The sequence below is a fragment of the Zongyangia acetica genome, assembly GCF_038739695.1.
Classification (GTDB): Bacteria; Bacillota; Clostridia; order Oscillospirales; family Ruminococcaceae; genus Zongyangia; species Zongyangia gallinarum.
Genome location: NZ_JBBEWN010000002.1, coordinates 44,372 through 70,876 on the forward strand (window position 1 = coordinate 44,372; position 26,505 = coordinate 70,876).

A 26,505-nucleotide genomic window follows, 5' to 3' on the forward strand; every position below is an offset into this window, starting at 1 on the left:
CTATACCTCCTCGTAAAGAATATCCATCATAGCATTGAGTTCATCTTTGCTAATATTTAATGATTTTGCAGTCTGTATCATATCCTGCATTTTCTGTTCTACAAGTCTACGTTTAGTATCTCTTAGTAATTCAGCATTACTTGCAGATACAAACGTTCCAATACCAACTTGACTTACGACAAATCCCTCTTGTTCTAATTCTTCATATACTCGTCGTATCGTAAGCACACTAACGTGCAAATCATTTGCAAAAGAACGAATTGACGGTAACGGGTCACCCTCAACTAATTCATTTTTCAAAATAGCGTCCTTTATCTGGTCTTTGATTTGTTGATACAAAGGGGTGTCAGAAGTGTTTGAAATAATTATTTTCAAAAACCTGTTTCCTCCTTATTTAAGTGTGATGTTTCTACATACACACTATACACTAAATACACTTATTTGTCAATCAATTTGAAAGCAAAAACAAAGCGCAGGACAAGTTATGATGTCCTACGTTTTACGGAATAGTGGGCTGTCGTCTATCAAATTCTTGTGTGCTACTTTATCGCACATGAGCATTGGAGGCTGGATTATCTCCCCCATATCCTTCCATGAGGTTGATAACGCCCCACACGCCGACACCGGCACCGATGGCAGTCACGACAGTAGACAGAGAAGAAACAGCAGTAGTAAAGAATTCCATAGGAACCTCCTTGTAATGTAAAAAATAGATTGGTAGAAACAAAAAAGGCCCACACCGTTTGAAAGAGTTCGCTGCAAACGGTGTGGGCGGTTAAGCCGCAGAAATCGAGTCGGCTTCTCCCAGGTCATAGACCTCAAATTCATCTTCCGGCTTTACCTTCAGCCGGTGGGCTAAGTACCCCTTCACATCCAGGGTGTACTTCGGGTTGGCATCGGCGGTGTACCGATACATCGGGTGGCGGGTCAGGTCATACTTGCGGGAATAGAACGGCCGGACGCCCTGTACCTGCAAAATGCAGCGGCTGGAGGGCATAACTGCCAGTTCATCCACGCTTTTTAATTCCTTTCCCAATTTTTGATAGTTTAGGCCATAGCTGCGGGAAGTGCCCCGCGTGTCGCTGGTGTTATAGGTGTCGATAGTTTCCTTTCCAAGCATAGTGGCCACCATCTTTAGGCTGCTTTCCTCTTTTCCGCCAAGAAACAGCAGTGATGAGCAGCAGCCCGCAATGGTTTCTGCGTTGTCCCGGTACATCCCTTTAAGCTGGCTGTATGTCTGGAGGACGATATGTGCCGAGATATTCCGGGAGCGGATAACGCTGACCAAATGCTCCCAATTCGGGATCTTCTGGTTGGCAAACTCGTCAAACAGGCAGGTCACATGAACAGGCAGCCGCCCGTGATAGACGGTCAGCGCACGGTTGCATAGGACGTTGAACATCTGAGAGTACATCATCGCTGAGATGAAATTGAACGTGGGGTCGCTGTCGGACACCACCGCAAACAGGGCGATTTTTTCCTCCCCTAGCTTTTCCAGTTCCAATTCATCGTACTCCATCATTTCCCGCACTGCCTGAATGTCAAATGGAGCCAGCCTTGCGCCGCAGGAAATTAAGATCGACTTTAGAGTTTTGCCAGCAGCCATCTTAAATTTCTTATATTGGCGCACTGCGAAATGATTTGCGTCGCGCTGCTCCAACTGTTCAAACAGCAGATCCACCGCAGACTTAAAGTTCTCATCATCCTCCCGGCATTCGCAGGCATTGAGCATATCCAGCAGGGTGGTCATGTTCTTTTCTTCTTCCGGCGCTTCATAGTAGATGTAGGCGATTAGCGCCTGATACAACAGGGCCTCGGCCTTGCTCCAGAAATCGTCCCCACCCTTGCTTTCCTTACTCTGTGTGTTCTCCATGATAACCGTCACCAATGAGAGGATGTCGGTTTCACTGTGGAGATAGTGGAAGGGATTATAGTGCATCGAGCAGCTAAAGTCGATGGTATTCAGGATTTTCAGCTTATAATGACCTTGCTGCACCAATGCACGGCCTACTTCCTCCACGACGGTTCCTTTCGGATCTGAGCAGACATAGGAGGCATTCATTTGAAGTAAGTTGGGCTTGATGTGGTAGCGGGTTTTTCCGCTGCCGCTGCCCCCGATGACCAGGACGTTGAGGTTGACATTCCGCTTCTCCGGATCGGCAATCTTCCCAAGGGTCAACCGCTCCGTATCGGTCAATAGGATATTTTGGGAGAAATCGGAGTTGATGAACGGCGCTATATCCTTTTCGTTGCCCCACCGGGCCGTGCCGTATTCTTCTCCGTGCCGGTACTTTTTCGCATTTTTGATTTTTGACCAGACTACCAGACGCAGCAGCACAGCCGCTACCGCGCCCACCAGCAAATCAAAGGGGTGGAAGCTGGGAAGCGGATTTTGAAATACAAGGCCCAGCTTTGTAAAGGCTGCCAGCAGCTTATCCAGTACATCGCCGCTGGTGGTCAGCCGGTAGGCTTCACCCAGCTTTGTGCAGAGCAAACCGGCAAACACATAGGGTAGACTTGCCTTGACCGCTTTCGCTGGGTTAATCTTTGGCAGGTTCTTCATCGCGCCACCTCCTGCTGTTTATTGCGGGAGAGGGATTGTGCCATTTTCCGGACAACCTCCTGAAGCTGTGTAAGCTGGCGGCGAACCGAAGGCTTTTCCTGGGACTGGCGCTTTACTACCTTGCCGGAATATTCCGCAAAGGCAGCAGTCAGTGCATCCGCGTCCCGCGACTTGAAAAATACCAGATAACGGGGTGGCTGGCTTGTGGTGTCCTTTTTCAGCGCGAAATCAACGCCATACTTGCGGGCAACGCGCTCAAAGGATTTGATGTTGCCGTCTGTAATCTCAATGTTGGAAACGCCTGCGCCTTGCCGGACAAGGTGCTTCACACTCTGCTTGCCTTTATAGATTTTCGGGTTTTTCTGGCTTTTCTCCATTTCCGCCAGGGCCTTTTCCACGGCTTTCTTCAAGAGATTTGCGGTCAGCTTTCCCGCCTTAATGCTGATCGCCACAGATTTTTGTTCCAGTTCTTCCTGCATGGGCTATCCTCCTTTCCGGCAGGGTGGAAATGGAAAAGAAGATACTAAGGCGGCACCACCAGCCGGTGCAGCAGGGAACGCAGCAGCCGGTGGAGAGTATCAGCGGGCTTCCTCATGGCCCTGGCTCCGGATTTTCAAAATACCGTCCAGTGTGGTGGCCGTAATGCCAAGCCGCTGCGCCACAGCAATATCGTTCTTTACGGCTTCATCCACCTCGTCGCCGCAGACAATCAGCACATGGCTACGCCGCAAAAGTTCCCGCGCCATATCAATCCCGTCCTTATGTTCGGCGGGAATGGTGTCATTGAGGAAGTGCGGCAAATAGAGGATGGGACAGATCGGGGTAAAACCGGCCAGATAGACCTTGCGGCAGTAGACCGCAGCCTGGTCGGTGTCGGTAAATTCCTGACCGCTCCATGCGGCAGAAATATATGCAAATGGCTTCTTCACGGGGTCGCTCCTTTCTCCGGCTTCATGCCGGGTGGCAAACAAACGACCCCGTGTCAAGAATAAAATGAACGCGCACCGTGCGCGTTCTTGACACAGTGCCGTTCATTTGCTGATGGGTAATCAAGGCGGGCCGGATAAGACCGGCTCGCCGCCCTCATTTGAGTATGAAAAAACAGTTACCCACTGCCATACATATCGTGATTGACAAGTGCGGTGTAGTAACTGTTGATAGTAGTAGGCGCATTGTAGAGGGAGGTTAGGAGGTAAGCGCGGATGTTCCGTACCTTCGTCGTATTTTCCCGCAGGCTGCTGATCACATACTCGATGTGGCTGGAGTCCAGCTTCAACAGCCTGCTTTTCACAACCTCTTTTGGGAAGTCCTCACCGCCAATGCGGATCATTTTTCGGGTGCTGCATACCGTGTCCACCAGGATTTCCAGAATTTCATCCAGGAGTTCATAGCCGTAGCCAAGATTTTTCCGGAGATGGTCATACTCAATGTTCTCTTTCAAAATCTCCCGATAGGCTCGTATCGTATCCATCGTATCAGCCGCCGTAGGCGGTCTATCTTCCGGAGGTCGTACCGCCGGATAGATAGATGGATCAGTATCACTCAGATCAGTCTTATTCTTATTAGTATTGATTGTGTCCGATTTTCGGAAGTCAAGAGTTCCGCTTTCGGGAAGTGCAGACTTCCGATTTTCGGAAGTCTTGACTTCCTCTTTCCGGATGAAGTTCTTGACGTAGATTTTTGTAGGGCGGCCCTGGCCCTGCTTCTTACGCTCGATCAGGCCCACCTTGTCCAACTCGGTGAACAGGGACACCGCCTTGTTGTGGCCGCAGCACATCGCGTCCATTGCTTCTTCCAACGTGAAGTAGATAAACACGCGCTCCTGTTCGTCCAGCCAGTTATTGCGTATGGACAGCCCCATGCGATCCAACATCAGGCCATACAGGATTTTCGCGTCTGCTGTTATGCGCCGGAAGCCGGGGTCGGTAAACAACACCTTCGGAATCCGGTAAAAGGTATATTGCTCTGCCTCGGTTCCGTAAAAGTAATCCAATGCACCCGGCTCGGCCATGTTTTCACCCCCTTTTCTTTCAGACCGGCAAAACAAAAGGCGCTGCCCGAAAGCAACACCTTTTGAAATATCCACCATCCGAAAACGGCGGATTTATGCGGTTTTTTGAAGCAAATCCCTACAATTTAGCGGCGGCCTGTCTGTGTGTATTTGTTGATTGGTGGAGGGTGTCCCTATGGCTAGTTTGCTAATAGGAATATGTAGAGCGATCCACATTAAGAAAATTTGCCACTTGCTGTTGCGTCATTTCACGATAATCTCTTAATAGCCTTAATCTTTGTCCAAATGCTTGACGATCAAATTGAGGCATTCAAGTCCCGCCTTGTGAATTTTTCTTTGTTTAAAATACATACTATAAGCGTTAAAAACAAAGTAATAATACTTATAGTCTATCATATGTTAAAGATAATATCAATAGTCTGTGTATTTGAAAAATGAATATTTATAGACTATTTACATAGGAAGGAGGATGGTCTATGGGAATCGCACAGACTATTGGACAGCGAATTCGAAATTACCGATTGCAAAACAAACTTAGTCAAGAAGAATTGGCAGAGCGCGCTGGGTGTCATCACACCTATATTGGACAAATAGAACGTGGGGAAAAGAATGCCAGCATAGAGAGTATCGATAAGATTGCATCTGCACTTGGGATTTCGCTTTCAAAACTGTTTGAATTTCTTGGCAGCGAAACACCGAAAGAGGATGACTATGCATACCAAGCTTATGAGCTTATTACGGCTCAATCCCCAGAAGAACAAAAGAAGCTTTATGAGATTCTTTATTCGATCAAAAAATATAAAAATATTTGAAAACATCAGCCGATTATACTGTTTAAAGTATGAGCGGCTATTTTTTTGGAAGAATCAGTTTTGCTACAATATCATCTTGATGTACAAAAGGATCCTCCCAATATCTTGAATCAAAAGAATTCTGAGTATTGTCTCCCAACACATAATAGCAGTCATTTGGCACTATCAAAAATTCACTTTCTCGGTCTGGCTTTTCATAACCTACCATATATTCAATGGCTTCTAAATCTACGATATCTCCGGGAACAGCTGCAATTCGTTTCACTAACAATTTCCCGTCGTGCTTAAAGATAACAATATCACCGTAATTTAAGGAAAAATAAATTCGATTTCCCAAAATAAAGCTATCTTTTGATAAGGCGGGTTCCATGGACGCAGTCGGAACATATCCGAAAACAAAAACAAATCTCATTAGTAAGTAAATAATTACTGCTATAGCCAATGGAAATATAAATGGCTTCACTTTATTCAATACTGCTTTCATAAAAATTCCTTTCTAAACAGAAAAAAAGGGATGCTTTGAACAAAAGTCCAAAACATCCCTTCATCATTCTTACATTAACCTATATCATATGTACCGGCAAGCCTCACGATTTCCGGCTGTGATTTCAAGTATTTTCTGGCACGAGACATCCATACACGTACCTTTCCAGGAGAGGTGTGAAGTGCCTCGCCAATTTCATAACTGTTGTAGCCGTCGGTAGACATTCTAAGTGCCTGAATGCCTTTTTGGATAATTTCAGTAGCGCTTGTTTCAGCGTTGCTGATGGCATTTTCGATTTCAAGACTCTCACTAAAAGATGAAAAATGTGCATCCTCCTGTGCTTCATAGTTATATGTTGACAGGAGGATCTCTCTGTCTCCCAAACGATTAGCGCGAATCAGCGCATCGGATATCTCATGCCAAATGAGTCGGTATGCATAAGTCGAAAAACATCCACCCTTATCTGTATAGGCTGCTTTACATAGTCCAATATAACCAATCTGCACAATATCATCATATGAATAGATACCCAGCTGGTTTGTACCATGAACTTTATCCTTGATCACCTTACCAACCAGTCGCATATTTTGCTCTACTTTTTTCTGTTGTTCCTGCGTGAGTTTCATGAAGCAGCACCTCCTTGTATCACCTCAAATTTTGGGACTTTTTTATTTCCTCTTTTTTGAAGCATTTTGCGACTTTCCTCAATGACTACCTTGCAGTAGTATTCTCCCAGATACCCAATATGGGCTTTTGACAGCGGGGCGGAAAGCAAATCCGCAAGCCATTGGTAGGCGTCTTGTTTGCTCATCATTCCACTCAAATAGAGCTGATCAAAATACTGATGAGCAGTTCTTCTAAGTGTGCGCAGCTCATGATTTGCTAAGCTGCCAACAGGAATGGTGGTTCCGGTATGGACACGAACGTAAGCATCACATTCCGGATAATTTTTACATACATACAGCATCGTATTTTTATTGTTGTCTCGATATATTCCATCTGCACTGCGTAAAATAGCAGGGCTGCCACAATAGGGGCATCGGATCTGAGTGTTGTTAACTCCCTTTCTTTTCTTCTTATTTTTCATTGTCACATTCCTCCGTATAAATACAAAAAGCCGGAAGGTCTGCAAAAAAATGCAGAGCTAAGGTATTGGAAAAATGTCCAAATCTTAACTCTGCAGTATTCAAGCAGCCTTCCGGCTTAATATTCAAAAATGGCTTGCGTCATTGTGGATCGCTCTGTGCGCTAATCCGTAACGGGTTCCACGCCTCTGTGCGGCATGTATGACACCGGGAGCTCTCCGATGTACCGAAAGCCTGGGCGCAAGCCCCTGCCACGGTTATATAATAGCACAGAGTTTTTATACTGTCAAGCCATTTTGAAAACTTTAACGCATTTTTTATTAAAAAGTTTTCAAATCTTTTATTCACTCGCAAATAAAAGTCAGTCTGGGATATCTATTCATCATCTTCGTCGTCATAATCCTGTTGGGATTCCGCTGCTTCCTGGCGCTTTTTTACAAAATACAGTCCAATCAATCCACCGACAGCAATCAGCATACCACCGCCAAACAGGATAAGATGAACCACCGGAATGCCTGCAATGGTATTGCTTTCGTCTTTTTCGGTTTCAGATTCTGTCTGTTCAGAGTTGCCTGTGGCAGAGGCTTGCTCAGGTTGTGGAACAGGAGCGCTTACTGAAGAATTCATGCATGACAGAACATAAGACTTGCTTCCTCCGATCTCAAGACGAAGAACACCGTCTTGGTCAACGGTTATAGTTCCTGGATAAAGGCCGGCGTCTGTTTTCAATTGAAACTCAGTACCTGCCCAATCTACTCCCAATTGAACTTCGAGTTTTTCTGGTTCCATGACCTGCAGTTCTGTACCGTCAGTGCCATCCTTGGCGAATACCGTCTGCGGAATGAGTACAGTGATTATTACGCAGACTAAACTTAGTATATATTGGAGATATCGTTTTTTTGATTTCATAACTGCCTCCGTTTCTTCCTTCTTTCTGGGTTTCGCGAATGTAAATATGATTCGCTCAAAGAGCCGGTCCTTCTAAAAACTCAGAAGGACCGGGTTCTTAATGAGCGAGGGATAATTACTGGTCGTTTTTGTTTTTGCGGCGTTTTCTCAAACATACAATGGTGGTACCTGCAATGCCGGTAAGGCCACAGATCATAAGACCAATCCACAGACCGAGATTTGTTTCATCACCTGTTTTAGGTACATCTACTGTAGTCTTTTCGTTGTACACATTAACCGTTAAGACCTCATCTGCTACGATTTCTACGGTTACTGGATCCGCAATTTTATAATTGGCGCTGACGCTATTTTTCAGTTCGGTTACTACATATTCGCCGATGCGCAAATTCTCAATCAGGATTTCTCCAGATTCGTCGGTTACAAAGGTTTGATCATAACCATTTGGTCCGGTCACACGGAATTCAAAGCCTTTCTTCGTACCATCGGAAGAGGTCTTGATGATTTTCAGCGAACCCTTTTGTGCCTGGTTAATAAAGCCCTTGCCAGCTTCATTTTCGACTTCGTAGGTTTTTCCATCTGTATCAATCATGATATAGTATACGTTTTCGTCCAAAACGAACCCTTCCGGAGCCGTTTTTTCTCGCACGAGAACGCCGCCATAACGAATGTCGTTCATCTCATAGATTCCCTTCAGGGTTTCTTCCATGGTGCCAAGAAGTTCATCTTCGTCATCCAATTCCTTATTTCCGTTACTGTCTCGGAAAACTTCGAAAACAGCGCCTGACAATTTGTTTTCCGGAAAATCTGCATCATATTTTGTTAAATGCAGGTTACCGGTAATAAACGCGTTTTCGATTTCAATTTCGATTACTTGTTTATCTTCGGTGATAGAAACCGGGAAGCTTTCATCACTGAGAACAAATCCTGTCGGCTGCGAAATTTCACGAATTACCCAATCTCCAAGAGGGATGTTCTTAAATGAAAAGCTGCCGTCATCTGCAGAGGTTGTTGTCATGAGTGCATTCTCTTCCGTAAATTCTGTGCAATCCGGACGGAATAACCCAATGATTGCTCCACCAAGAGCATTGCCGTCTTCATCGACTTTTTTGCCTTGGATTTCGCCGCGCTTCAGAGTGTTATCGACTGCTGCACCATCATTTGCAGCGATTTCGATCAGCGGAACATCTTGACCGCCATACTCAAATACAAATGGGTATTTCTCATCGCTAATGATGTAATGGCCATCAACAGACAGCTCCTGCAGATAATAGCTGCCTATTGGCAAGTCTGATGTGCAAACAGCAATTCCGTCTTCTGATACAGATACAACTTCAATCTGACCATCTGCAGGGATAATGCTTCCATCAGCTGCTGTAATGTCTTCTGCAGCAAACAAGCCGAAGGTAACAGAAGTGATTTCGCCGTTCATTCCAAGTCCGAACAGTTCATCCTGTTCCAAAGCCTTCTGAATGCTCACTTTTACTTTTTGACGTTCATTATAGAATCCCGTCTCTGCTTCAGTAATTTCAACATCCTGACCTGCATATACAAGTTCTACTTCATGGATCTCATCATTGAGTACCATCGGATATGGAGCTTGTATCTCCTTCACATTGAATTTTCCGAGGTACAACTCTTTACTGGTAGCGATACCGCTTTCATCGGTTTCTATGGTATCCACAACTTCTCCTGCGGAGTAGCGGAGAGTACCATCCAAAGTATAAATGTCTTCAGCTGCTGTAATCTCATAAACAGCACCAGGGAGACCCTGCACAGAGTAGACAGGCTGATAGATTCCGTCAGACTCAGTTACACTGGAGAACACTTCACCGGTCTTTTTAATATGAATGACGCCTTTTTGTGCGACATTGGACTTTTCTACTTCAATGATGGTTACACCATCTTCTTCTGTGGAACCTTCCTCTGTCACATCAAAGTAAACCGGATCCGAGTTTACAACATAACCATATGGAGCATATACCTCAACTAAAGAATACCCGGACCCGTATTCCAAAGGCTCCGGAGTAATCAGATAGCCTTTATCATTTGTGTAGAAAGTATCAATTGTGGTAACTTCCGGATAGGTGATTGTTTGAGTGATCTGAGTTCCATCCGGTTTGAAAAGTTGGAATCCGGCACCGGCATACGGAATAGTCTTGCCAGTCTCCGCATCTACTTTAATAATTTTGATATGGGATTCAAACACCCTGTTGTTCAGGATATAGTGATAAGTTTGGCCATCTTTGGCGATGAACACATCGAAATCATCAATGAGATCTCGGCCTTCCCATCCAGATACTTGATGCACTGTATAAATGCCATAAGGGAGGTCTTTGGTTTTTGCATATCCATTTTCATCACAGGTGAGAAAATCTCGTTCTGAATCAGCTGCTGCATCGTAAGAACCAGAAGATTTCAGATAAACCTGGAACTCTGCACCGCTTTCTGGTGTTTCAATTCCAGTTTCGCCGTCATCAGTGTGCTTAATCAATGCAATGTTACCTTTTTGTACCTGTTCTTTTACATCATTGGCTGTTGTATTCAGTTCTACTGTATAAAGCTCCGGATCTGCTCCAACCGGATAGATTGTAGGATCCAACAGATAACCTTCACTTGGATTGATCTCACGAATGGTCCAGTCCGTATCACATACATAATACCCAGTTGTGAAAGATCCATTGCTGTCAGTAGTAAAGCTGTCTACAAGTGTTTCTCCCTTATAAAGGCCATAGGTAGCACCGGCAAGCGATGCATCTCCCTGTGCTTCACCAGTTTCCGCATCGCTTTTAGTAACCGTTACGCGGAACTTTTTGAGAACATTGTGTACAGATTGGTTTGTTACTTCATTCCATTGAACAGTAGTGTTCTGTGCTTCGGGAATTACATAGCGGATCGCCGTATCTACCTCTTCCAGAATATACGGTGTGCTGCCAGAAATCAGGACATTGTCAAAAGTCGCAATACCGGAACTGTCGGTTACTGCATACTCGTCAACAGGAATTCCCGCCAAAGAAGTGCCATACAAATGAAATTTCATACCTTCTGTAAGCCCATCTTCTGATGTCTTTGTAACTTTTAGGCTACCTCTTTTCAGAGTGTTATTAAATGTAACAGTGGATGTTTTTCCGCTGACAATCGTTACTCTCTGGACTTCCTGCGGCTCATACTTATCAATAACCTGTTCTGTCACAGTATAGACGCCAGGATTCAAATCACTGATATCGATGACACCATCTTCATTGGTTGTTTTGACTTCGTGATAGCCTTCACCGGAAATCGTAAAACTGATTCCACTTACTTTTCCATCTTCGGAAGTTTTCAGCAAATGCATATTTCCAACCATGATCTCAAGTTTCAAATAACCGGTTACAGGGTCAGAAACAGTGGCGCCATAGGTTGTAAAATCCTGCTTTCCTCCACCAATGTTGCCATCGGACCAAATTACGACGCCTTTGCGTTCACCATTCTTTTTCTCTGCCATGATGCTGACTGCATCTTTGGGTGCTTCATTACAGCGGATTGTGAGCTTATTTCCGTTCACCTCAAATTTCATGCCGCTTGTACTGCTGGAAAAAGAATAGTTTCCTAATACGCCGTTTGTATCCGTTAAAGTAACAGAATAATCTGTGCCGTTCCATTTCAATTCGTAGGTATCAGCACTTCCGGAGCTTCTGGTAAAAAAGCTGGGCAGCATTGTGTGCTGCTGTACCTTTTTCTCCATATCCGTGTAATACTGGAAAATCAAATCGCGAAGGGGATGACTGTCTTTGATAGTGTCTTTAATGTTGGCTTTGCCTTGTGCATGCGCATCAACCTTATTAAACTGACTATCACGTTCCCCCACGACTGTTTCCCAAATTAGAAGCTGCGTTGCAATATAATGTGCGACTTCTTTGGTATGAGTTGGGTTGGACATATCCCAGCTTGTTTCTCCGTTACCTTGCCATCCATACTGCATAATGCGCCCGATATAAGCTTTGATAATAGTCGGTGCAATCGTAGGATTCAACCCGGAAGGATAGTTGTTCCAGAATGTTTCATCAAATCCATCGTACTGATCGCCGGTGTGGACACCAACGCCTGGCTCAATACAATACATGGCTTTGCCTTCAAATGAATCTTGGAAGTACATAGAATAACGTGATTTCTTCTCTGGAGTACTCCAATTCCCCATAAAATCAAACGCCGGATGTCCCCAGTCGCTGGGATTTGTTGAGTTATCTCCGCTTCTTGGTACATCAAGAATATAAGCCGTCATTTGTTTTGTGTCTGCAAATACTGTCGATGTCATTCCGGAGAAGACTCCCAGACTCATAACAATCGACATCAAAAACGATATGATTCGTTTTCCTTTACTCATCATAAGTTCCTCCTTAAAATTTGCAAAAGAAAAAGACCCATCATTTGATGAGTCTTTTTAGCATAGTGTTAAATTTAAGCGTATCCAATAAAAATGTTGTATTCGTTGTTTCCCAAATCCTCCGTCCAAATCCAGAAAGCAGTAAAGCCACTTTCTACATACCAATTTAAACGATCACACAAATCTCTCTCCAAAAACTTGCTGTCGGCATTCGCAAAGATGGGATCATCATTGCAAGCTGTTGCTGTAGAATCCAATTTCAAACCTATGTACTGGCCATATTCTATCGCATCAGTTAAATATGGACTGATGTCAAACGGTTTTTCTTCAGGTACAGACGGCTCAGGTGTTGATTCCGATGGCTCTGTTGGTTTCGATGTTGGAGGAGATGTTTCCTCGGGATTGGATGGTTGAGGCTTTTGTTCAGGCTTTTCCGCCGGTTGTGATTGTTTCGGTGGTTCTTTATCATTAGACGGTACTTGCGTATGGGAAGATGCAGGTGGTTTTTGGTTTCCTGAACCTTCAGAATTTTCAGTGGCGACGCTTTGACTGTCTGATGGATCAGACTGGGTTTGTATATCTTCACCTGAGTCTGGTTGTTCCGATTCTAAACTGGAACTACTTTGTTCTTCAGATGAGCTATCTTCTTCCGGCATAGATACAGACTGAGCTGAACTGTCCGAGTTTTCCTTATTCGGCAGATAGCCGGAACAGCTGCACAAAAGCAAGAATATACAAACGAGTATTGGCAAAATGAATTTCTTCATACTGTGACCCTCCTTGTGTCTTTACCTTATTACACCAGAGTATCACAAAAAATGCAACATCAGCTTGCCAAAACTTGATATGCCCGATCTGCTTCATCAACACAGCGATTTAACATTTCGAAATATCTCTGTGGTGATATCTCCGTATCCAGCCACTGAGTCGCCCGATAGGAATAACATCCTACCGATTCATTGATCGCATGACTCCCAAGCACGCTCTTCAGATTCAGTTCATTGACCATCTTTTTCTTTTTGGCAGAACTAACATGCTGAATAGATCGTGCAAGGCAGATTACCATCAATGGATGAAGCGCAGAAAAGGATATCTGCAGATAATAGTCTCGGTAACCAAGCATAATGGATGTATCATCTTGGTCATCGGCGGACATTTGATTTAGAATCATACTGCGTGTATGCTCTGCGATGGTCTTTCTACGCTCCTGTTCTTCTTTGCTCAGCTCACAATACTCCATACTTTTATCACCTCCCACTCTAAATTTCAGTTGGAAAATTATCTTGGTGCAGCAATATGGGTAATCGCACCCCAGATACGATTACTCTCCATATTGAGACCGAGAATTCTAACAGTGACGCGCGCTCCTCTCGGAGGACGACCGCGTTTCGGATAGCTGCAGAGGCAATCTACACCTCCATCAAGTGCGACAAACACACCTGTTGTATCTACCATACTGACCGTTCCAACATAGCGATTTCCAACAGAAAATCTTCTCAAAGCTTTTTCATAAGGATTTTCTCCTGCCTGTTTGACCGACGCACTGGCTTTGATATGATTTCGGTCACTACGGTCAATGCTTAGAATCTTAACGAGGACACGCTGTCCAGGTTGAAACTGCGAAGAAGCATCCAGTAGCCTTTGATAACTCAATTCTCTGAGAGGAATGTAAATTTCAAGACCAAACAAATCTACAAAAATGCCGGCGCGAATTACAGAAACGATTCTTGCTTCTGCACACACTCCTTCATAAAGAATGTTATTTCCGTCTCTATCAGTACCGAAATAATATTCCTTGCGTTTGGCGGCCATTGCCTCCAGCCTGCTGGCAACTGCAACACCTGACTGAGGATCAATGCCTTTAACGATATAATCCACCTCTGCACCGAGGCGTTTTGTCAATGTGTAATGCATGACATCTTCTTGAGATCGTCCACGATTATCCTCAGGTGGAAGAACAGCTTCTTCTGCCGGAATGATGACCTTGAAGTCGCCGTGGTAAATGACTGCGAGAGAACGGGAGGGGTTATCCTCAGGCTGTTCAACACCTTGAATCGTGCCGGTCAGGATCTTCTGCGTTTTCATAGACTCAATCAAATCCAACAGATCGTTCCTGGCTTTGTCAGCTTCCGTTTCGACCGTGCGATGCTCATCAATTGAAAGAACATTTACAGCGGTTCTGGTTCTGGTATTTGCGCGTTTCCGTCTGGTAGTTGTTTTGACCTCCTTTTCATCTGTATCAGACTCAGATTTTGGAGTCCTGGTCCTCCGGGACCTTCGTGGTTTCTCTTCTGATTCTGTTTCAGTTTGGGAAACAGTGCCCGATTCTTCGCCTTCGACGCCGTCTTCCGGCATTCTTGCTTCAGAATTCTCCGATTCCAAGTCAGTCTGGGAATCAGAAGAATTTTCCTGAGGCAACTGCTCCAGCTCTGTTTCGTTTCTTTTGGTTTCCATCTTAGAGTTCCTCCTTGTAAATTAAAATTCAGTCGGCGGTTTTGCCGAACTGTATAGGCTTTTTTTGCGTTCCGGTTTTTTCTCCGGTTCAGGTGTTGATATAGGCTCACTTTGAATTGGTGGCGGACAAACATAAGTCGGTCGATAATTCATAATAGAAGTTTTCTGAATCTGTTTAACCATCGGGTGTTTTGTGTAGTCCATTTTCTTCAGTTTTAGGACATTACATCCGCGAATAATGCATAGCAGCTCTTCGTTTGGTAATCGAAGCACCTCATCAGGAGTAAGTAAGCGCCGTTTTCCTTGCCCTTCCGTATGGCGATATTGCGGTATTACCTGAGCAACTGCGATAGTTCTTCTTACCGTCATAGTAGAATTGACTTCTATGCTCATATCTCCGCTGCGAGCGGAAAAATATTCTGCGCTAACATCATCGGTACATCCAAGCATAAGTTGGATGTCACAGTTTCCGACGATTTCTGACCAAAGGTTGTTGGGATATCGATTTTGTAACTGGCCTAAGCTTTGTACAGCCAGCATCACTCGGATATTTCTTGAGCGAATGGTGCTGAGAGAACGGCAGAAATCAGATCCATCTGGCGCTGCTCCAAGTTTGCCTATATTATTAAACTCATCCAGTATTAAATTAACGGGAACGTCACAGCTGCCATTTGGTCTGGAGTCGGCATATCTCGTCAGCTTAATAAACATACAAGAGAAAAATAGAGATGATAAAAACGCCATTGTTGCATCTTGATCACTTAAAACAATGTAATAGGCACATTTTCTCTTAGCCGGTAAAGTCAGATCGATGTCTGAACGGCTTGTAATTTTCTGAACGGCCTCGTTTTGAAGCACCTGCAATCGCGTACCAAGTCCCAGTATGATGCCGGAGCGAACCGTGTCACTGGACTGAGAAAAAAGATTATAAGGTGCCCGTGCCGGATGGTCGAGTGGAAGTTTCTCAAAAATTGCAGTGAGTTGTCTTTCACTGTGTTGTGTCAATGCCTGATACACCGCCGGAAGATGCTTCATATCTACATTACGACTCCGATCCTGATCAACAAGTAGGATCAAAGCTTTTAGCAGATTTCCTTCACCATTATCCCAAAAGTGATCTCCTTTTCCGGAACTGGTATTTCCGATAATGACATTCGTCAGAACCTGTGCCATCAAAGTATCTCCGTTTAAGTCTGACATACAGTTCCAAGAATCACTGTGCTCTGGGGTTACCAGATTAAACACCTTGACTTCGTAGCCGTTGTTGCGGTACATTTCTGCTGTATCTGCATAAAGCTCTGCCTTGCTGTCTGTAATAATTACAGATTCACCACGTTTCATTGCCTGGAACAAAGCATTACGAATAACAGCTCTTGATTTCATGGTTCCGGATGCACCAAAAATAGCAATATGACGATTGAGTCTGGTATCCTTTGGCATACAGACAATTTTACCTTTGTATTCGCCCAAAATAGTACCTTCAGCTTTTTCTGGTGTGGTTACTTCCAGCTCCTCTTGCATTTCTTTCTCGCTCATCCATGTGGCGGTTCCGTATGTGCCGTTTTTTACCACCTTGAAGCCGCGTTCATCATAGTCTTTGCTTCCAAATTTATCGTGAAACTTTACATAAGCAAAAATTGCTGCTCCAACAACCAGAATAAATAGGATCCCTTTCATCCCGTTTAAGGTAAATGCCTGCGGGAAACAGAATAGTGGATTAAAGTTCACAGGACGCATTGTGTTCTGTCCGCCAAGCCCGCCGCTGTCCATCCAAATGGAATAGTTTGTGAGCAATTGTCCAATCAGTCCACCCAAATAAAAAAGTGCCGCCAAACCCAGTATGGTGGCAGCAACAATAGCGGCTTTTCTATATTTATCTTTCAATCATAAATTCCTCCTTTTGCCCCATTGCTTTTTCCACTAATCTCATACTAATAAATTTCAAATAGATTTGTGGACCAAGATATTTACGGAGGAGAGGTCCCTGTTCAGGAAAACACAGGATTTCAAATGATTTCATATCAGTCTGGAGTGCTTCGCGCAATCGGATTAAGCGTGCAATATCATTATCCAGATACGAATACACATACTTGTTATCAATAAAGGCATCATATTCCATCATACCTTGTCCTCCAGACTGAGTTTCCTTGTCAAACAACAAATCCAGGAGTTTTGCTTTCCATCCAGGTATGGAAAGAAGACGCAGTAGTCTTATGCCAAAGTCATTCATAGGTACAAAGTAGATGTTTTGATAGATGCTGTCGAATCTAAACTCCAAACGCCTGTTCTTTTCAGTTTCCATCAAGGTTTTGAGAGCAATCTCCTCAGACTCACCTAAAAGAATTGCCGACTGAATGTTTTGAACACCGGCATTCATACGGCTAATCTCGATTAGATTGTGTAAAGCCTTGAACTCACCCATACCATTCCATTTCATAAGAGCGTTGCGGGTGTTGTAGACCGCATAAGCTTCGCTTTGAGAAAATATAGCGCCCGCCATCCGGGTAAACATCGTCTTGCTCATTTCTGAGTCTCCGAGTTTCTTGAGATCCTTCGCCAGGTAATATGCAGAATATTCCGGTACTGTCAGACTGATTTGCATATTCTGAAGAGAAGGCAAAGAATATGGCCGGCATTCAATGCCAGCTGCCATACACATCATAACCGATTCGGCAACTCGATGATTTCTTTCGATATGAGCTGCATCACCCGGAAACTTATGATCCCAAAAAGAATGCATATAGTAATCATACGCATCTGGATGAATCCATTCCAGTATGGGAAGAGCAGCTTTTGAAAATCGGATGGATTTGCTTGAACCTTTACCGGATACATTTAGGAGCTTACAGGTTATTCTTTCTTCAGTCTGGGTATGGGGGAGGCGATAATCTTGTGGTGTTGTCATCTTGTGAACCAATGCCTTCAGCACCCGTTCATTTCCAAGAATTTTCAATGAGCGCATTGGAAATTCACCTGTCACGGATAGCAAGGTGATGATGTTGAGCGCGTGACTGCCCGTCCGAAGTGTAATCATCCCGACCTCCTTAGAATGAGGCGTTTTAAGACAGTATGACTGCTCTCTTTGTCGGATTTTCCATCGCAAAAATGCCTCCAAACAGCTGATATTTCAGGGCTTTTTCTGTTTAGCAAATATATGTAATTTTTTCTGCTCGATTTTCTCCCTTTTTTACATATGTTTTTGAGGCGGTTTTTGGCATTCTTCATAGAGTTTCACTCCTTCTTCAGGGATGGTTTTTTCAAGAATCAGCCATTGTGCAAACTCATCACGCGGAACAACATAAACCTCTGTTCGGTCGCTCTCTCCAGCAGCGCTGCAATAATAATGGCAGCATTTCAAAGGGGCATCATCCTGCATAACATAAAGAGCAACAATGTCTGTCACCATATTAACCTCGATATTATCGTGATCTCGGTACTGACGCTCCGGGCGATCTCTGCTGTAAACGTGCCTGAATATCAAAACGCAATCCGTATAGCGTACTGGGGGTACATAGGAGAAGAAATGCTGCATCACCGGATAGAGATAAGAGCGAATGTATGAAGCAGATCCATCTTCTTTTTTAGGGAGAAGTGCCGGTATTCGCAAACAGAACCACCCTTCAATGGTGAAGCCTATTTTGACGGATACCGATTCAGAAATAATCAGTTCAACATCATGCTTTGCACAAGGCGATCCGGTATAAGCAGGAAGTGTTCTTGTAACCAGTGTTGCTCTTTCTGCACTTGAGGCTGCCTTTAAAGCCATTTCATAGGCTGCCGGCAATTCTCCTGACTGAACCAAATGTTCTACACATTGAAGCTTAACCGATAGCCGTTTTACTATACTTTCGGCTTTTTGCAGAACTTTCTCGAATGCAGTTTTAGGCATCTGCATTTTTTAACACCTCCTCTGAATAAAAAGTAACATTAGGTTCTTCCTGACCGTCAAAATCCACAGTGGCATATAAACATGGGACCTTAGGCAGATAAAGTGATTGGACCATGGAAATATGCGGAACAACAATGATATATTTTAATTCTTCCTGTGGCTGAAGCAGTCTGGTTAAATGTTGTTCTCCCTCATACAATACGACAATCTCGTAGCCCATATTTTCTTTTAAGAAAAAGAGCTGTGATGGGTAAACTGCCGGGTAATGGGCTAAAGGATCCACATGATCAATAAAGTGCAGTAAAACCCAAACAGCAAGAATCAGGCGCTGATCAGGTTTGCACATTTCATCTAACGCGAGATAATATCCTCCGACATCAGTAATCCTCATTTGTCTTTTAAGACTGCGGATTATTTTTTCTGCTGTTTCCGGAGTTTTGTCTCTTAATAAGCGTATCACCTGTGCTTTTGGCAGAGGCCCGTATTGAGACAGCCATTTGATAATGTATTGCTCATCTTTTAAAAGCATTTTTTGCTCACCTCCTTGTGCGCATTTTTTATAAAATACGCATTTTAGCCGAAATGCGTTTGATTTTGTTTCCGTTTCAGCAAGGCTTCCAGCTCAGCTCGATCAGTCGTTATCATTTCCTGTTCTGTTTTTGAGGCTTTTACGACTACGGGGATCTTGCTGTTGTTACTGTAAATCAAAGCTTCTCCTCGTTCAAACTGAGTAATGGATCGAATTTCTGTTTTTGTAAGCTTCAATGTCTCTCGTACATATTCAGCTTCATCCGGCTCCAGATTCAAGATAATTTTGTTTTTGCTGTTGTTTATAATGGCTCTTCCATATTTGCCATCATCCAGACTAAAGAAGTCTGATAAGTCTTGTGTCGCTGCAATTGCAGCGCCTCCAAAGCCTCGGATGGTTTTAAAGATTGTCAAACAGAATTCAGCCGCCTGACGATTGGAAGAAGCTCCGATTAACTGCCAAATCTCATCAATCATGATTGCTTTCTTCTTGGTTCTGTCTGCTTTAATATTGTCCCAAACATAATCCAGTGCAATCATCATTCCAACCGGGAGCAATTTTCCTTTTAGTTCAGACAAGTCCAACACAATATATTTATTACTCAAATCCACATTGGTCTGGCGATTGAAACTTTGTGCTGATCCGGTTACAAATCTGCTCACAATCGTTGCTATACGGCTTGTCATAGGGTTTTCTTGAAGGTGCTTATGTAAATCCCCAAGTATGGGCATTTTCTTCATAATCGGCGGATTTACAGTCATATCTTCATACAACGAACTGTTATCGTGAGTTATTCCAAATTCGTTGTAGGTCTTTATTAACGCCTCATCCAACATCTGTTCTTCTTCATTTGTCATGTCCGGGATAAGAAGCGTAAAGAAAATCATCAGCTGCTGAATTTTTTTGGCAAGCATAGAATCCATGTCGTTGTAGTCCACATCATCAATCAGTTCCATTTCTGGAGATATCGTATGGCGTATACTCATGACGTTTATACAATGAGGGGAACCAGGTGCAATTTTTATAAAGGTTCCTCCGACTTTATCACATGCCCTTTTGAACTCATGCCCTTTAATGGGAGCCACAATATAGCACTGAATACCACGCATTCTCATTCTGAGTGCGAGCAGCTGCATAGTGAAGGTTTTACCAGCACCACTGGTGCCACACATAGTCAAGTTTGCATTTTTGTTCTTCTTCGTATTAAAAAGATCGACAATGCAAAGCGAATTGTTATGCCTATTGATTCCAAGCAAAACGCCTGTATCATCTGACATCTCAAAGCTTGTAAACATATAGGAAGCGGCAGCACCGCTTGTCAAAACATTCCTCTTTGTTTTCTTTTGCAATCTGGGATCTATCTGTAAAAACGGCATGACTGACCTGAGCGCTGCTTCCTGTTGAAAGCGGCAATCGCTGGTATAGATATCCATAGATTTCAGCATATCTACCATCTGCCTTTTGCGCCACATCAGTTCTTCATAGCTCTTGCCAGATACTGTGATAAAAACAGAGATGTAAAACAAATCCTCATTCTGATTGGCGATTCCGTTTTTTATGTAGTATCCAGCAGAAATGGAATTGGCCAGCTCTTCATAATCCGTACTGGTATCCTGAAGGCTCTTGAGTTTAGTGCGGTTAAGGCGGATGCGCTGAGCAACTTTATCAATAGTTTTACTTCGATTTTCACGCTGTAAATGCAAATCTACATCAATACCTTCACCCGCGTTAATAAGAGCGGACATCCATCCACCACGCACGGTATTCGGAAAACCATCCTTTTTGATATAAAGGAAGGAATAATAGAGACCGTCCATGATGATGTAATTGTAATGTGTCAGGTCAATACCGCGTGGCGTTATAAAGTGTGAGATCTTAATTGGGGGAACTGGGTCTACACCAATCACTTTCTTTTTTGCGGCCATTGTGTCTACAACTACACGATTGACACGAGAAGAAAAGGGTTCATCCACACATGAGCGCCTGTTAAAATACATATACAAAATTTCTGCAGTTGCTTCATCGGGATCTTTAGGCTGAATAATGGAATTTCCGCACTGCATAAAATAAGCTCTTGCGTTTTGTTCAGCCGTTTGTAGCATGCTATAAATTTTCCCGTAATCATTCTCCTCATTTCGGTGCAGCTCTTCGTATTGGAAGATTAAAAAGAAGCGCCTGGTCAGCGCTTCACGATTCCCGATATCTTTAATCAGTCGAATATAGTCTTCGCTGAGTTCCTTGCATTTTTCATTATCTTCCTCTTTCAGATCTTGCCGTACCATAGCAATGTGTTTGTCTGAGTCGGCTTTTCTTGTGATAGACTTGAACTGCAACCTCATAGGAGATATTTTAAGCCAGCTTGCAAAGGAAGAAATTATATTGGCTTGCTCCTCATCAGAGCGAAGCAAAAAGTTGATTGGCTCGATTTCAAGGATTTTAATATAGCGCCCGTCAACGGTTTCAATAATACCGTTGCTCAAATTTTTTATAGGGAGAAAATCCTGAACAAACTCAAGCTTTTCGACTTTTTGCTTTTTTCCGCTTCTTTGTGTTTTTGAGCTGTGCTTTGTCATATTTGTATCCCACCCTTCTCATATGAAGTTTTCGTCTGTGAATTCCAAACCTGCATATATGACCCAAGAACTGAAATAAGGAATCTCCGTCAATACCCATAACGGACAGGACTGCAAGAGGCATGAGTGTAACTACCATTACAACAATTCGAATGGTGCCGGGCATCGGAATCAGCATCAATTCTGGATACCCCACCAAAAGAAGAAGAAAAACGGTTTCCACTGCATTTCTTGGTTCAACCATGCCGCCGAGTATTTTTCCTGAATCGGTATAGTTGGCTGGTATTGCATATACATTTCGAATTTCTTTTTCGTCCATATAATCATACCTTTCTGCTGTATCAAAGAAGTACTCCGATACAGCACGGGTCTATTGTCTTAAAAAATCAAGTGCTATAAAGCCCTTTCAGCATATTATCTACTTCCTCATAGGACGCAAAAGAAACATTTCGCTTCAAAAGATAAGAAACCGCATCACTCCATTCCCACAGAGAATAATTTTGTTTGTTTGGAAAAAGATACAGTTCTCTGACTACACAGTCGTTTATCCTATGATTCAGGCGAAGATCAGAAAGATATGCTGCATGATATTTTTGGGCCAACTCATCCAGAAGTCCTTTCATTTTTCCTCCTATCACAAACTATCTGCCCAATCTGTAGATTTTTGCTGTTGTTTTATATCTGCCAAGTCTTAGTGCTTCCTGATGATCCGGAACATAGATATCTACACGATGGATATCATTTTCTATACCGGAGCCGCCCCGATCTTCCACTGTATACATAGTGCCGTTAATCATGATTTGTGTTCCAAACGGATAGTGGCTGGACATTGCAACCATTCCTTGTGCCACTGGCTTTCCACTTGCAGTAATGCCACTGGCGTTTTCACCACAGCATTTACTGCATGCACAGTAATGTGTAACATCCACTTCGATGGTGGAAATGGGGTCTCCAGTAGTACCGTTTGGCACAGGAGCATCAAAATCTACATCTTTGGGGCGTCTAAGTGAGAGCGTTGATTCATAACTCGGTGTGTTAAAGATGACACCTTCACCGCCGGAGGAATGAACCCACATTCGCTCACCGTTATCACCTACACCGGCATAAATCAATACATGGTTCCACCCTTGACCATCTTCATTCATTAAAAATCCAAGATCACCGGGTAAAAGCTCATCTTCTGTAATAGCATAGGAGTTATCCCATTGGCTCCAAGTGCCTTCATAAAGGCTAACTCCAACAGCCGTTTTGTAGGTCCAATCAGTAAAACCGGAACAGTCAAGACCAAATGGGCGAATGGTTCCAGTTGTACTGGATCCAGCTGCTGTAACCAGTTTCGGTGTATTCCATTCATCATTCCATCCCGGAGGAGATTTTCCACCCCAGAAATAAGGAACCTTTCCAACAAGAGAAAGTGCTGTTTCTAAAATATGTTTTCTGACTGCACTGCAATTTTGGCGGCTCACAAATGCAATCAGCTCCTCATCTGTCAAAGGAACACTTTGTCCATTTCCTACTGAACCGTACAGTGTCATTTTTAAGGCATTTGCCATGCTTTTAATTACCTGATCATAGGTTTGACTTGTTCCTCCATACTTTGCTGACAAATCCAATCCAAATGCTTTGGCAATAATGGATTCATCAAAAGAATGAATGGTACATTCCAGATAGGTTACTGTCTTTTTCGTAGGGGAAAGTGTTTCTTCACCATTTTGAGTGTAATAAGTTTCTGTACGGGTTCCGGTTATAGTATTACCGGAATAAACCGGAACGGAAACGCTTACCTCCTCATATTTAGGAACGGTTACAGATACATCGGAAGTTTTTGACTGATCCGGCACATAGTATGTTTTCGTCGCAGTCTCATACCGATATTGCGGGACTCCATTGATTGTACCGGTCGTCACAGTTTTTGTTACAACTGTAACTGAAACGGATTTATAGGTGTAATAGTTAACCGGTACCACGATTTCTTTCGTTTTCTCTACTGAAGTTACCGGAAACATGTCTTCTTTGTATGTACTCAATTTTGAGCGCATATCTGATTCACTGGTGTTTTTTTGGTCCATAGATATCGAATAAGCTGCAAGGATATAACTGACATCATACCCAGCAGAGCTTTGTCCGTGATTGATCAGAGCTTCCATTGATAAATCATAGTCATAACCGCCATCAGTGATAAGCTTCTCAACCTCATCTAAAGAATAGTTGTATCCTTCATCTACGATCTCAGAAACCGCTGTAGATAAAGTTTGGTAGGTCCCTGTTAGAGTTGCATTAGAATCGACTGTAGACCCATCTAATCCAAAAATGCTGTTCGTTATAATAGTTGGAAGAGAAGCAACCATAACAACTAAAAAAAGCAGGCATAGACAGATAAAAATTAAAATCTTATATAGTGTATGTCGAAGAGACCAAGCTGCTGAAAGGACAGCACCCCAAGGACCTCCGGCAGCTGTACCAGTTGCAATTTCAGCAACTGCTTTTCCGCCTTCAACGCTTTCTTGAACCGTAGCTGCTGCGGCATTTGCAGTTGCTTCAACACCTTTGGCGGCTGCCTGTTTTGCGGCTTCCTGACCGAGCTGTTTAGCGGCTTTCGCCATTTGTGCAGCGGCTTGACCATAATTATCACCGCCATCTCCCATTTGTGTTTTGTTTGGCTCGGCCATCTTTCCACCTCCCTTATATTGGATAAATGAAAACAGCCATAGTTTTTGGAATTTCCATAACTATGGCTGTTTTACTTCGTTAATTTTTTCTTCGGGGCGGTTTGGATGAAGTATCGCTCCGCCTTTCCGGATTTTCAAAACGGCTTGGTGTAGATTTGTATCGAACAGTTTCAACTGAAACCGACTTTACATTTTCTCCATCATAAACAGGTTTTCCGTTCTCATAGACTGGTCGGCGCTCCACTGCAGAATCGCCATGAATAGCAAACCATTGATGGCCGTCTTTGTCTTCATATACCTGATAGTCGCCTCTCGGAGTATCATAAACAGCCGTATCGTAGAAGGCGGTGCCGCTGCCATCATCATGACGCACTTCAAAGTGTCCATCTCGCTGGCTTCCATCTACAGACATGATCTGCTGCTCATATCCAGGCATAAAGTCTCTAAATACGCTTTGGTTATAAATGGTTGCTTCATCACCGTTTTCGAATTCAGGCACGGTGCCATGTTGAGCCATCGCATACCATTCCACGCCATTGGCATCTGTCATAATGGAATGAGGTGCTTCAGGCTCTTGATAGAAGGCGCTGTTGTACCATGTAGTATTTCCAGTATCTGAAGACGCTTCCAGAACACCTTCACCCACAGTACGCAAAGATGTTCCTTCTGCTGCTCCTGGAAATACAGAGGCAACCTGAGCAGCTTCTGCTGCGTTTCCGGTAAATTCCGGTGTACTGTAGAATGCATTTCTGCCTTCGCCGCTTGCCATTTGATACCATTGTGTACCATCTGATGCGGTAACCACTGAGTGCGGTCCTTGTGGTTTTTCAAATTGAGATGCATTATACAGTTCCACATTTGAGCTTTTTCCATCAGCGCCGGTTGCAGTTGTGCTGATATGTCCTCCAGTAATCTGTGTTCCACTCAGTTTGTGATTGCCAAGCTGCGGCATATAATTTCCAAGGCTTCGGTCAGCAATTTCACCGGCTATGCTTCCGGAAACATTTGGTGTTCTTGAAGCGACAGAGGAAATTGATTCTCCAGTTAATGTAGCGCCATTTCTTGCAGCAATGCCACCAAAAGCACGACCCACAAAGCCAAATCCACCTCCGGCGCCCATTCTTGTTCCGCCATTTACTACAGCATCGCGTACATAGGAATTTCCCTTAAACTTACTTGCAAATCCAGCAGCGAATGACGAAGCAGCAGTTCCTCCAGCTGCACTCGAACCTCCGTTGAATACATTTCCGGCACTTTTGGCTGCACCTCCTACACCAGAAAGTACACGGGCTGCCATCAGAATCTCCATTCCCATGCTTGATCCTGTTTGAGCGACATTTAAACCCATGGCCGCTAAATAGCTGTCAAATTTCTGGGCGGTTTTAAGAAATGCCAGAGCGCAGAACATCCAAAGGAAGATATTTCCCTGACCGTTTGACAGTGCGCCGGCATTCGCGATAAATTGTCCCACAGAAGTGCTGAAGCCTCTTAAAAACCATACATTCATGACCAACAGCAGCAGTTGCGATCCAACCATGCGACACCAGGATTTAAAAACCTGTTCAGTTGCTTTGGAGCCACCCATGCAATATGCCAAGGGGGAAGTATAGCACAGTACTCCAACAACAATATAGCGTTCTACTGTCTCTAGTAATAGTTTGAAATAGTTCCAACCAAGAGAGATTTCAAGAATGAGCATCAGTATAAGACCAACAACCGTTATCACAGAAACCAGCGTTGTTATTCCGCTTTTCAGCACATTTTCAACCCCGGCAAATGTAAAATCTTCTGCCGTCATCTGAATATCCATTAAAGCTGTGTAAGGAGCCCTTGCAATATCCAGCGTCAACTCGAAAATTGGCTTTGCAAATGCAATTAACACTGCAAAAATAGAACTTCTGGCAATTAACTGAAGAGGGTGTTCACTTTCCGTTATTGGTCCTCCAAATGCCTTGAACAACTGCCACACTGTTATTAAAAACAGCATAGCCCATGCAGTGTACTGCATAACATCAAATGCTTTTGAGAGAAACGGAAAGTATTCCTCCATTGCTGTCATATCGGTTCCAAGAGCAGAAAGAAATATTCCGGACACCGCATCCATTAGCTGGCTGACGATACTGGCAACCCAATTAGCAATACCCTCAAAAATCCAATCTAATATAGC

At 43.6% G+C, this 26,505-nt stretch carries 24 protein-coding genes and 1 pseudogene; 1 reads left to right on the top strand and 24 read right to left on the bottom strand.

Annotation, left to right across the window (positions count from 1 at the left end):
- The 7 genes and pseudogenes from WGC32_RS02005 to WGC32_RS15090 all read right to left on the bottom strand — a co-directional run bounded on the left by WGC32_RS02005 (position 1) and on the right by WGC32_RS15090 (position 4,884).
- Positions 1 to 375, bottom strand: a complete 375-nt coding sequence (locus WGC32_RS02005) for a GntR family transcriptional regulator (protein WP_342680508.1) — start codon at positions 373 to 375, stop codon at positions 1 to 3.
- A 181-nt stretch (positions 376 to 556) separates the two neighbouring features.
- Positions 557 to 685: pseudogene (locus WGC32_RS02010) on the bottom strand (Maff2 family mobile element protein); the annotation flags it as partial.
- Positions 686 to 775: 90 nt separating this feature from the next.
- Complete coding sequence (locus WGC32_RS02015) at positions 776 to 2,563, bottom strand: VirD4-like conjugal transfer protein, CD1115 family (RefSeq protein ID WP_342680509.1); 1,788 nt, start codon at positions 2,561 to 2,563, stop codon at positions 776 to 778.
- Positions 2,560 to 3,042 (bottom strand): PcfB family protein, encoded by a 483-nt coding sequence (locus WGC32_RS02020; RefSeq protein ID WP_087221904.1) that lies wholly within the window; start codon positions 3,040 to 3,042, stop codon positions 2,560 to 2,562. The genes WGC32_RS02015 and WGC32_RS02020 overlap by 4 nt, the downstream gene beginning before the upstream one ends.
- A 99-nt stretch (positions 3,043 to 3,141) precedes the next feature.
- Positions 3,142 to 3,492, bottom strand: coding sequence for a DUF7768 domain-containing protein (locus WGC32_RS02025; protein ID WP_002592984.1), 351 nt, complete (start codon positions 3,490 to 3,492; stop codon positions 3,142 to 3,144).
- 176 nt (positions 3,493 to 3,668) lie between these two features.
- Positions 3,669 to 4,574, bottom strand: a complete 906-nt coding sequence (locus WGC32_RS02030; protein WP_342680510.1) for a DUF6017 domain-containing protein — start codon at positions 4,572 to 4,574, stop codon at positions 3,669 to 3,671.
- Positions 4,575 to 4,761: 187 nt separating this feature from the next.
- Entirely contained in the window at positions 4,762 to 4,884 is a 123-nt protein-coding gene (locus WGC32_RS15090) for a helix-turn-helix domain-containing protein (protein WP_462933609.1), read from the bottom strand.
- A gap of 166 nt (positions 4,885 to 5,050) precedes the next feature.
- Here WGC32_RS15090 and WGC32_RS02035 point away from each other — a divergent pair, with 166 nt between their 5' ends.
- Positions 5,051 to 5,386, top strand: a complete 336-nt coding sequence (locus WGC32_RS02035; protein WP_316687729.1) for a helix-turn-helix domain-containing protein — start codon at positions 5,051 to 5,053, stop codon at positions 5,384 to 5,386.
- A gap of 37 nt (positions 5,387 to 5,423) precedes the next feature.
- Here WGC32_RS02035 and lepB read toward each other — a convergent pair whose 3' ends face one another.
- The 17 genes from lepB to WGC32_RS02120 all read right to left on the bottom strand — a co-directional run bounded on the left by lepB (position 5,424) and on the right by WGC32_RS02120 (position 26,442).
- On the bottom strand, positions 5,424 to 5,870 hold the full coding sequence (gene lepB, locus WGC32_RS02040; RefSeq protein ID WP_342680511.1) for a signal peptidase I: 447 nt from the start codon (positions 5,868 to 5,870) through the stop codon (positions 5,424 to 5,426).
- 74 nt (positions 5,871 to 5,944) lie between these two features.
- Positions 5,945 to 6,496, bottom strand: coding sequence for a sigma-70 family RNA polymerase sigma factor (locus WGC32_RS02045; RefSeq protein ID WP_342680512.1), 552 nt, complete (start codon positions 6,494 to 6,496; stop codon positions 5,945 to 5,947).
- Positions 6,493 to 6,957 (bottom strand): DUF3268 family zinc-finger domain-containing protein, encoded by a 465-nt coding sequence (locus WGC32_RS02050; RefSeq protein WP_316687734.1) that lies wholly within the window; start codon positions 6,955 to 6,957, stop codon positions 6,493 to 6,495. Before WGC32_RS02050 ends, WGC32_RS02045 begins: the two co-directional genes overlap by 4 nt.
- Before the next feature lie 373 nt (positions 6,958 to 7,330).
- On the bottom strand, positions 7,331 to 7,864 hold the full coding sequence (locus tag WGC32_RS02055) for a hypothetical protein (RefSeq protein WP_342680513.1): 534 nt from the start codon (positions 7,862 to 7,864) through the stop codon (positions 7,331 to 7,333).
- 115 nt (positions 7,865 to 7,979) lie between these two features.
- Complete coding sequence (locus tag WGC32_RS02060; RefSeq protein WP_462933610.1) at positions 7,980 to 12,227, bottom strand: SpaA isopeptide-forming pilin-related protein; 4,248 nt, start codon at positions 12,225 to 12,227, stop codon at positions 7,980 to 7,982.
- A 71-nt stretch (positions 12,228 to 12,298) separates the two neighbouring features.
- Positions 12,299 to 12,991, bottom strand: a complete 693-nt coding sequence (locus tag WGC32_RS02065; protein WP_342680515.1) for a hypothetical protein — start codon at positions 12,989 to 12,991, stop codon at positions 12,299 to 12,301.
- A gap of 59 nt (positions 12,992 to 13,050) precedes the next feature.
- Positions 13,051 to 13,464 (bottom strand): hypothetical protein, encoded by a 414-nt coding sequence (locus WGC32_RS02070; RefSeq protein ID WP_316687738.1) that lies wholly within the window; start codon positions 13,462 to 13,464, stop codon positions 13,051 to 13,053.
- Between the two features lie 38 nt (positions 13,465 to 13,502).
- A complete protein-coding gene (locus tag WGC32_RS02075) occupies positions 13,503 to 14,678 on the bottom strand; it encodes a S1 RNA-binding domain-containing protein (protein WP_342680516.1) in 1,176 nt (391 codons plus the stop codon).
- A 21-nt stretch (positions 14,679 to 14,699) separates the two neighbouring features.
- Positions 14,700 to 16,562, bottom strand: a complete 1,863-nt coding sequence (locus WGC32_RS02080) for a VirD4-like conjugal transfer protein, CD1115 family (protein ID WP_342680517.1) — start codon at positions 16,560 to 16,562, stop codon at positions 14,700 to 14,702.
- The gene (locus WGC32_RS02085; protein WP_342680518.1) at positions 16,552 to 17,712 is read right to left on the bottom strand and encodes a hypothetical protein; all 1,161 of its coding nucleotides are present in this window, start codon (positions 17,710 to 17,712) and stop codon (positions 16,552 to 16,554) included. Before WGC32_RS02085 ends, WGC32_RS02080 begins: the two co-directional genes overlap by 11 nt.
- A 153-nt stretch (positions 17,713 to 17,865) precedes the next feature.
- Positions 17,866 to 18,573 carry a DUF6100 family protein gene (locus WGC32_RS02090; protein ID WP_342680519.1) on the bottom strand — a complete coding sequence of 236 codons (708 nt, stop codon included), beginning with the start codon at positions 18,571 to 18,573 and terminating at the stop codon, positions 17,866 to 17,868.
- On the bottom strand, positions 18,560 to 19,096 hold the full coding sequence (locus WGC32_RS02095; protein WP_342680520.1) for a DUF5697 family protein: 537 nt from the start codon (positions 19,094 to 19,096) through the stop codon (positions 18,560 to 18,562). The genes WGC32_RS02090 and WGC32_RS02095 overlap by 14 nt, the downstream gene beginning before the upstream one ends.
- Positions 19,097 to 19,140: 44 nt before the next feature.
- Positions 19,141 to 21,669: a VirB4 family type IV secretion system protein gene (locus WGC32_RS02100; RefSeq protein ID WP_342680521.1), complete on the bottom strand. Its 2,529-nt coding sequence runs from the start codon at positions 21,667 to 21,669 to the stop codon at positions 19,141 to 19,143.
- Complete coding sequence (locus WGC32_RS02105) at positions 21,608 to 21,988, bottom strand: hypothetical protein (protein WP_342680522.1); 381 nt, start codon at positions 21,986 to 21,988, stop codon at positions 21,608 to 21,610. The genes WGC32_RS02100 and WGC32_RS02105 overlap by 62 nt, the downstream gene beginning before the upstream one ends.
- Positions 21,989 to 22,055: 67 nt before the next feature.
- Entirely contained in the window at positions 22,056 to 22,292 is a 237-nt protein-coding gene (locus WGC32_RS02110; RefSeq protein WP_342680523.1) for a NinB/YbcN family protein, read from the bottom strand.
- A gap of 18 nt (positions 22,293 to 22,310) precedes the next feature.
- Positions 22,311 to 24,338, bottom strand: a complete 2,028-nt coding sequence (locus tag WGC32_RS02115; RefSeq protein WP_342680524.1) for an NlpC/P60 family protein — start codon at positions 24,336 to 24,338, stop codon at positions 22,311 to 22,313.
- Positions 24,339 to 24,417: 79 nt separating this feature from the next.
- Positions 24,418 to 26,442 (bottom strand): hypothetical protein, encoded by a 2,025-nt coding sequence (locus WGC32_RS02120; protein ID WP_316687750.1) that lies wholly within the window; start codon positions 26,440 to 26,442, stop codon positions 24,418 to 24,420.
- Between the last annotated feature and the right edge of the window lie 63 nt (positions 26,443 to 26,505).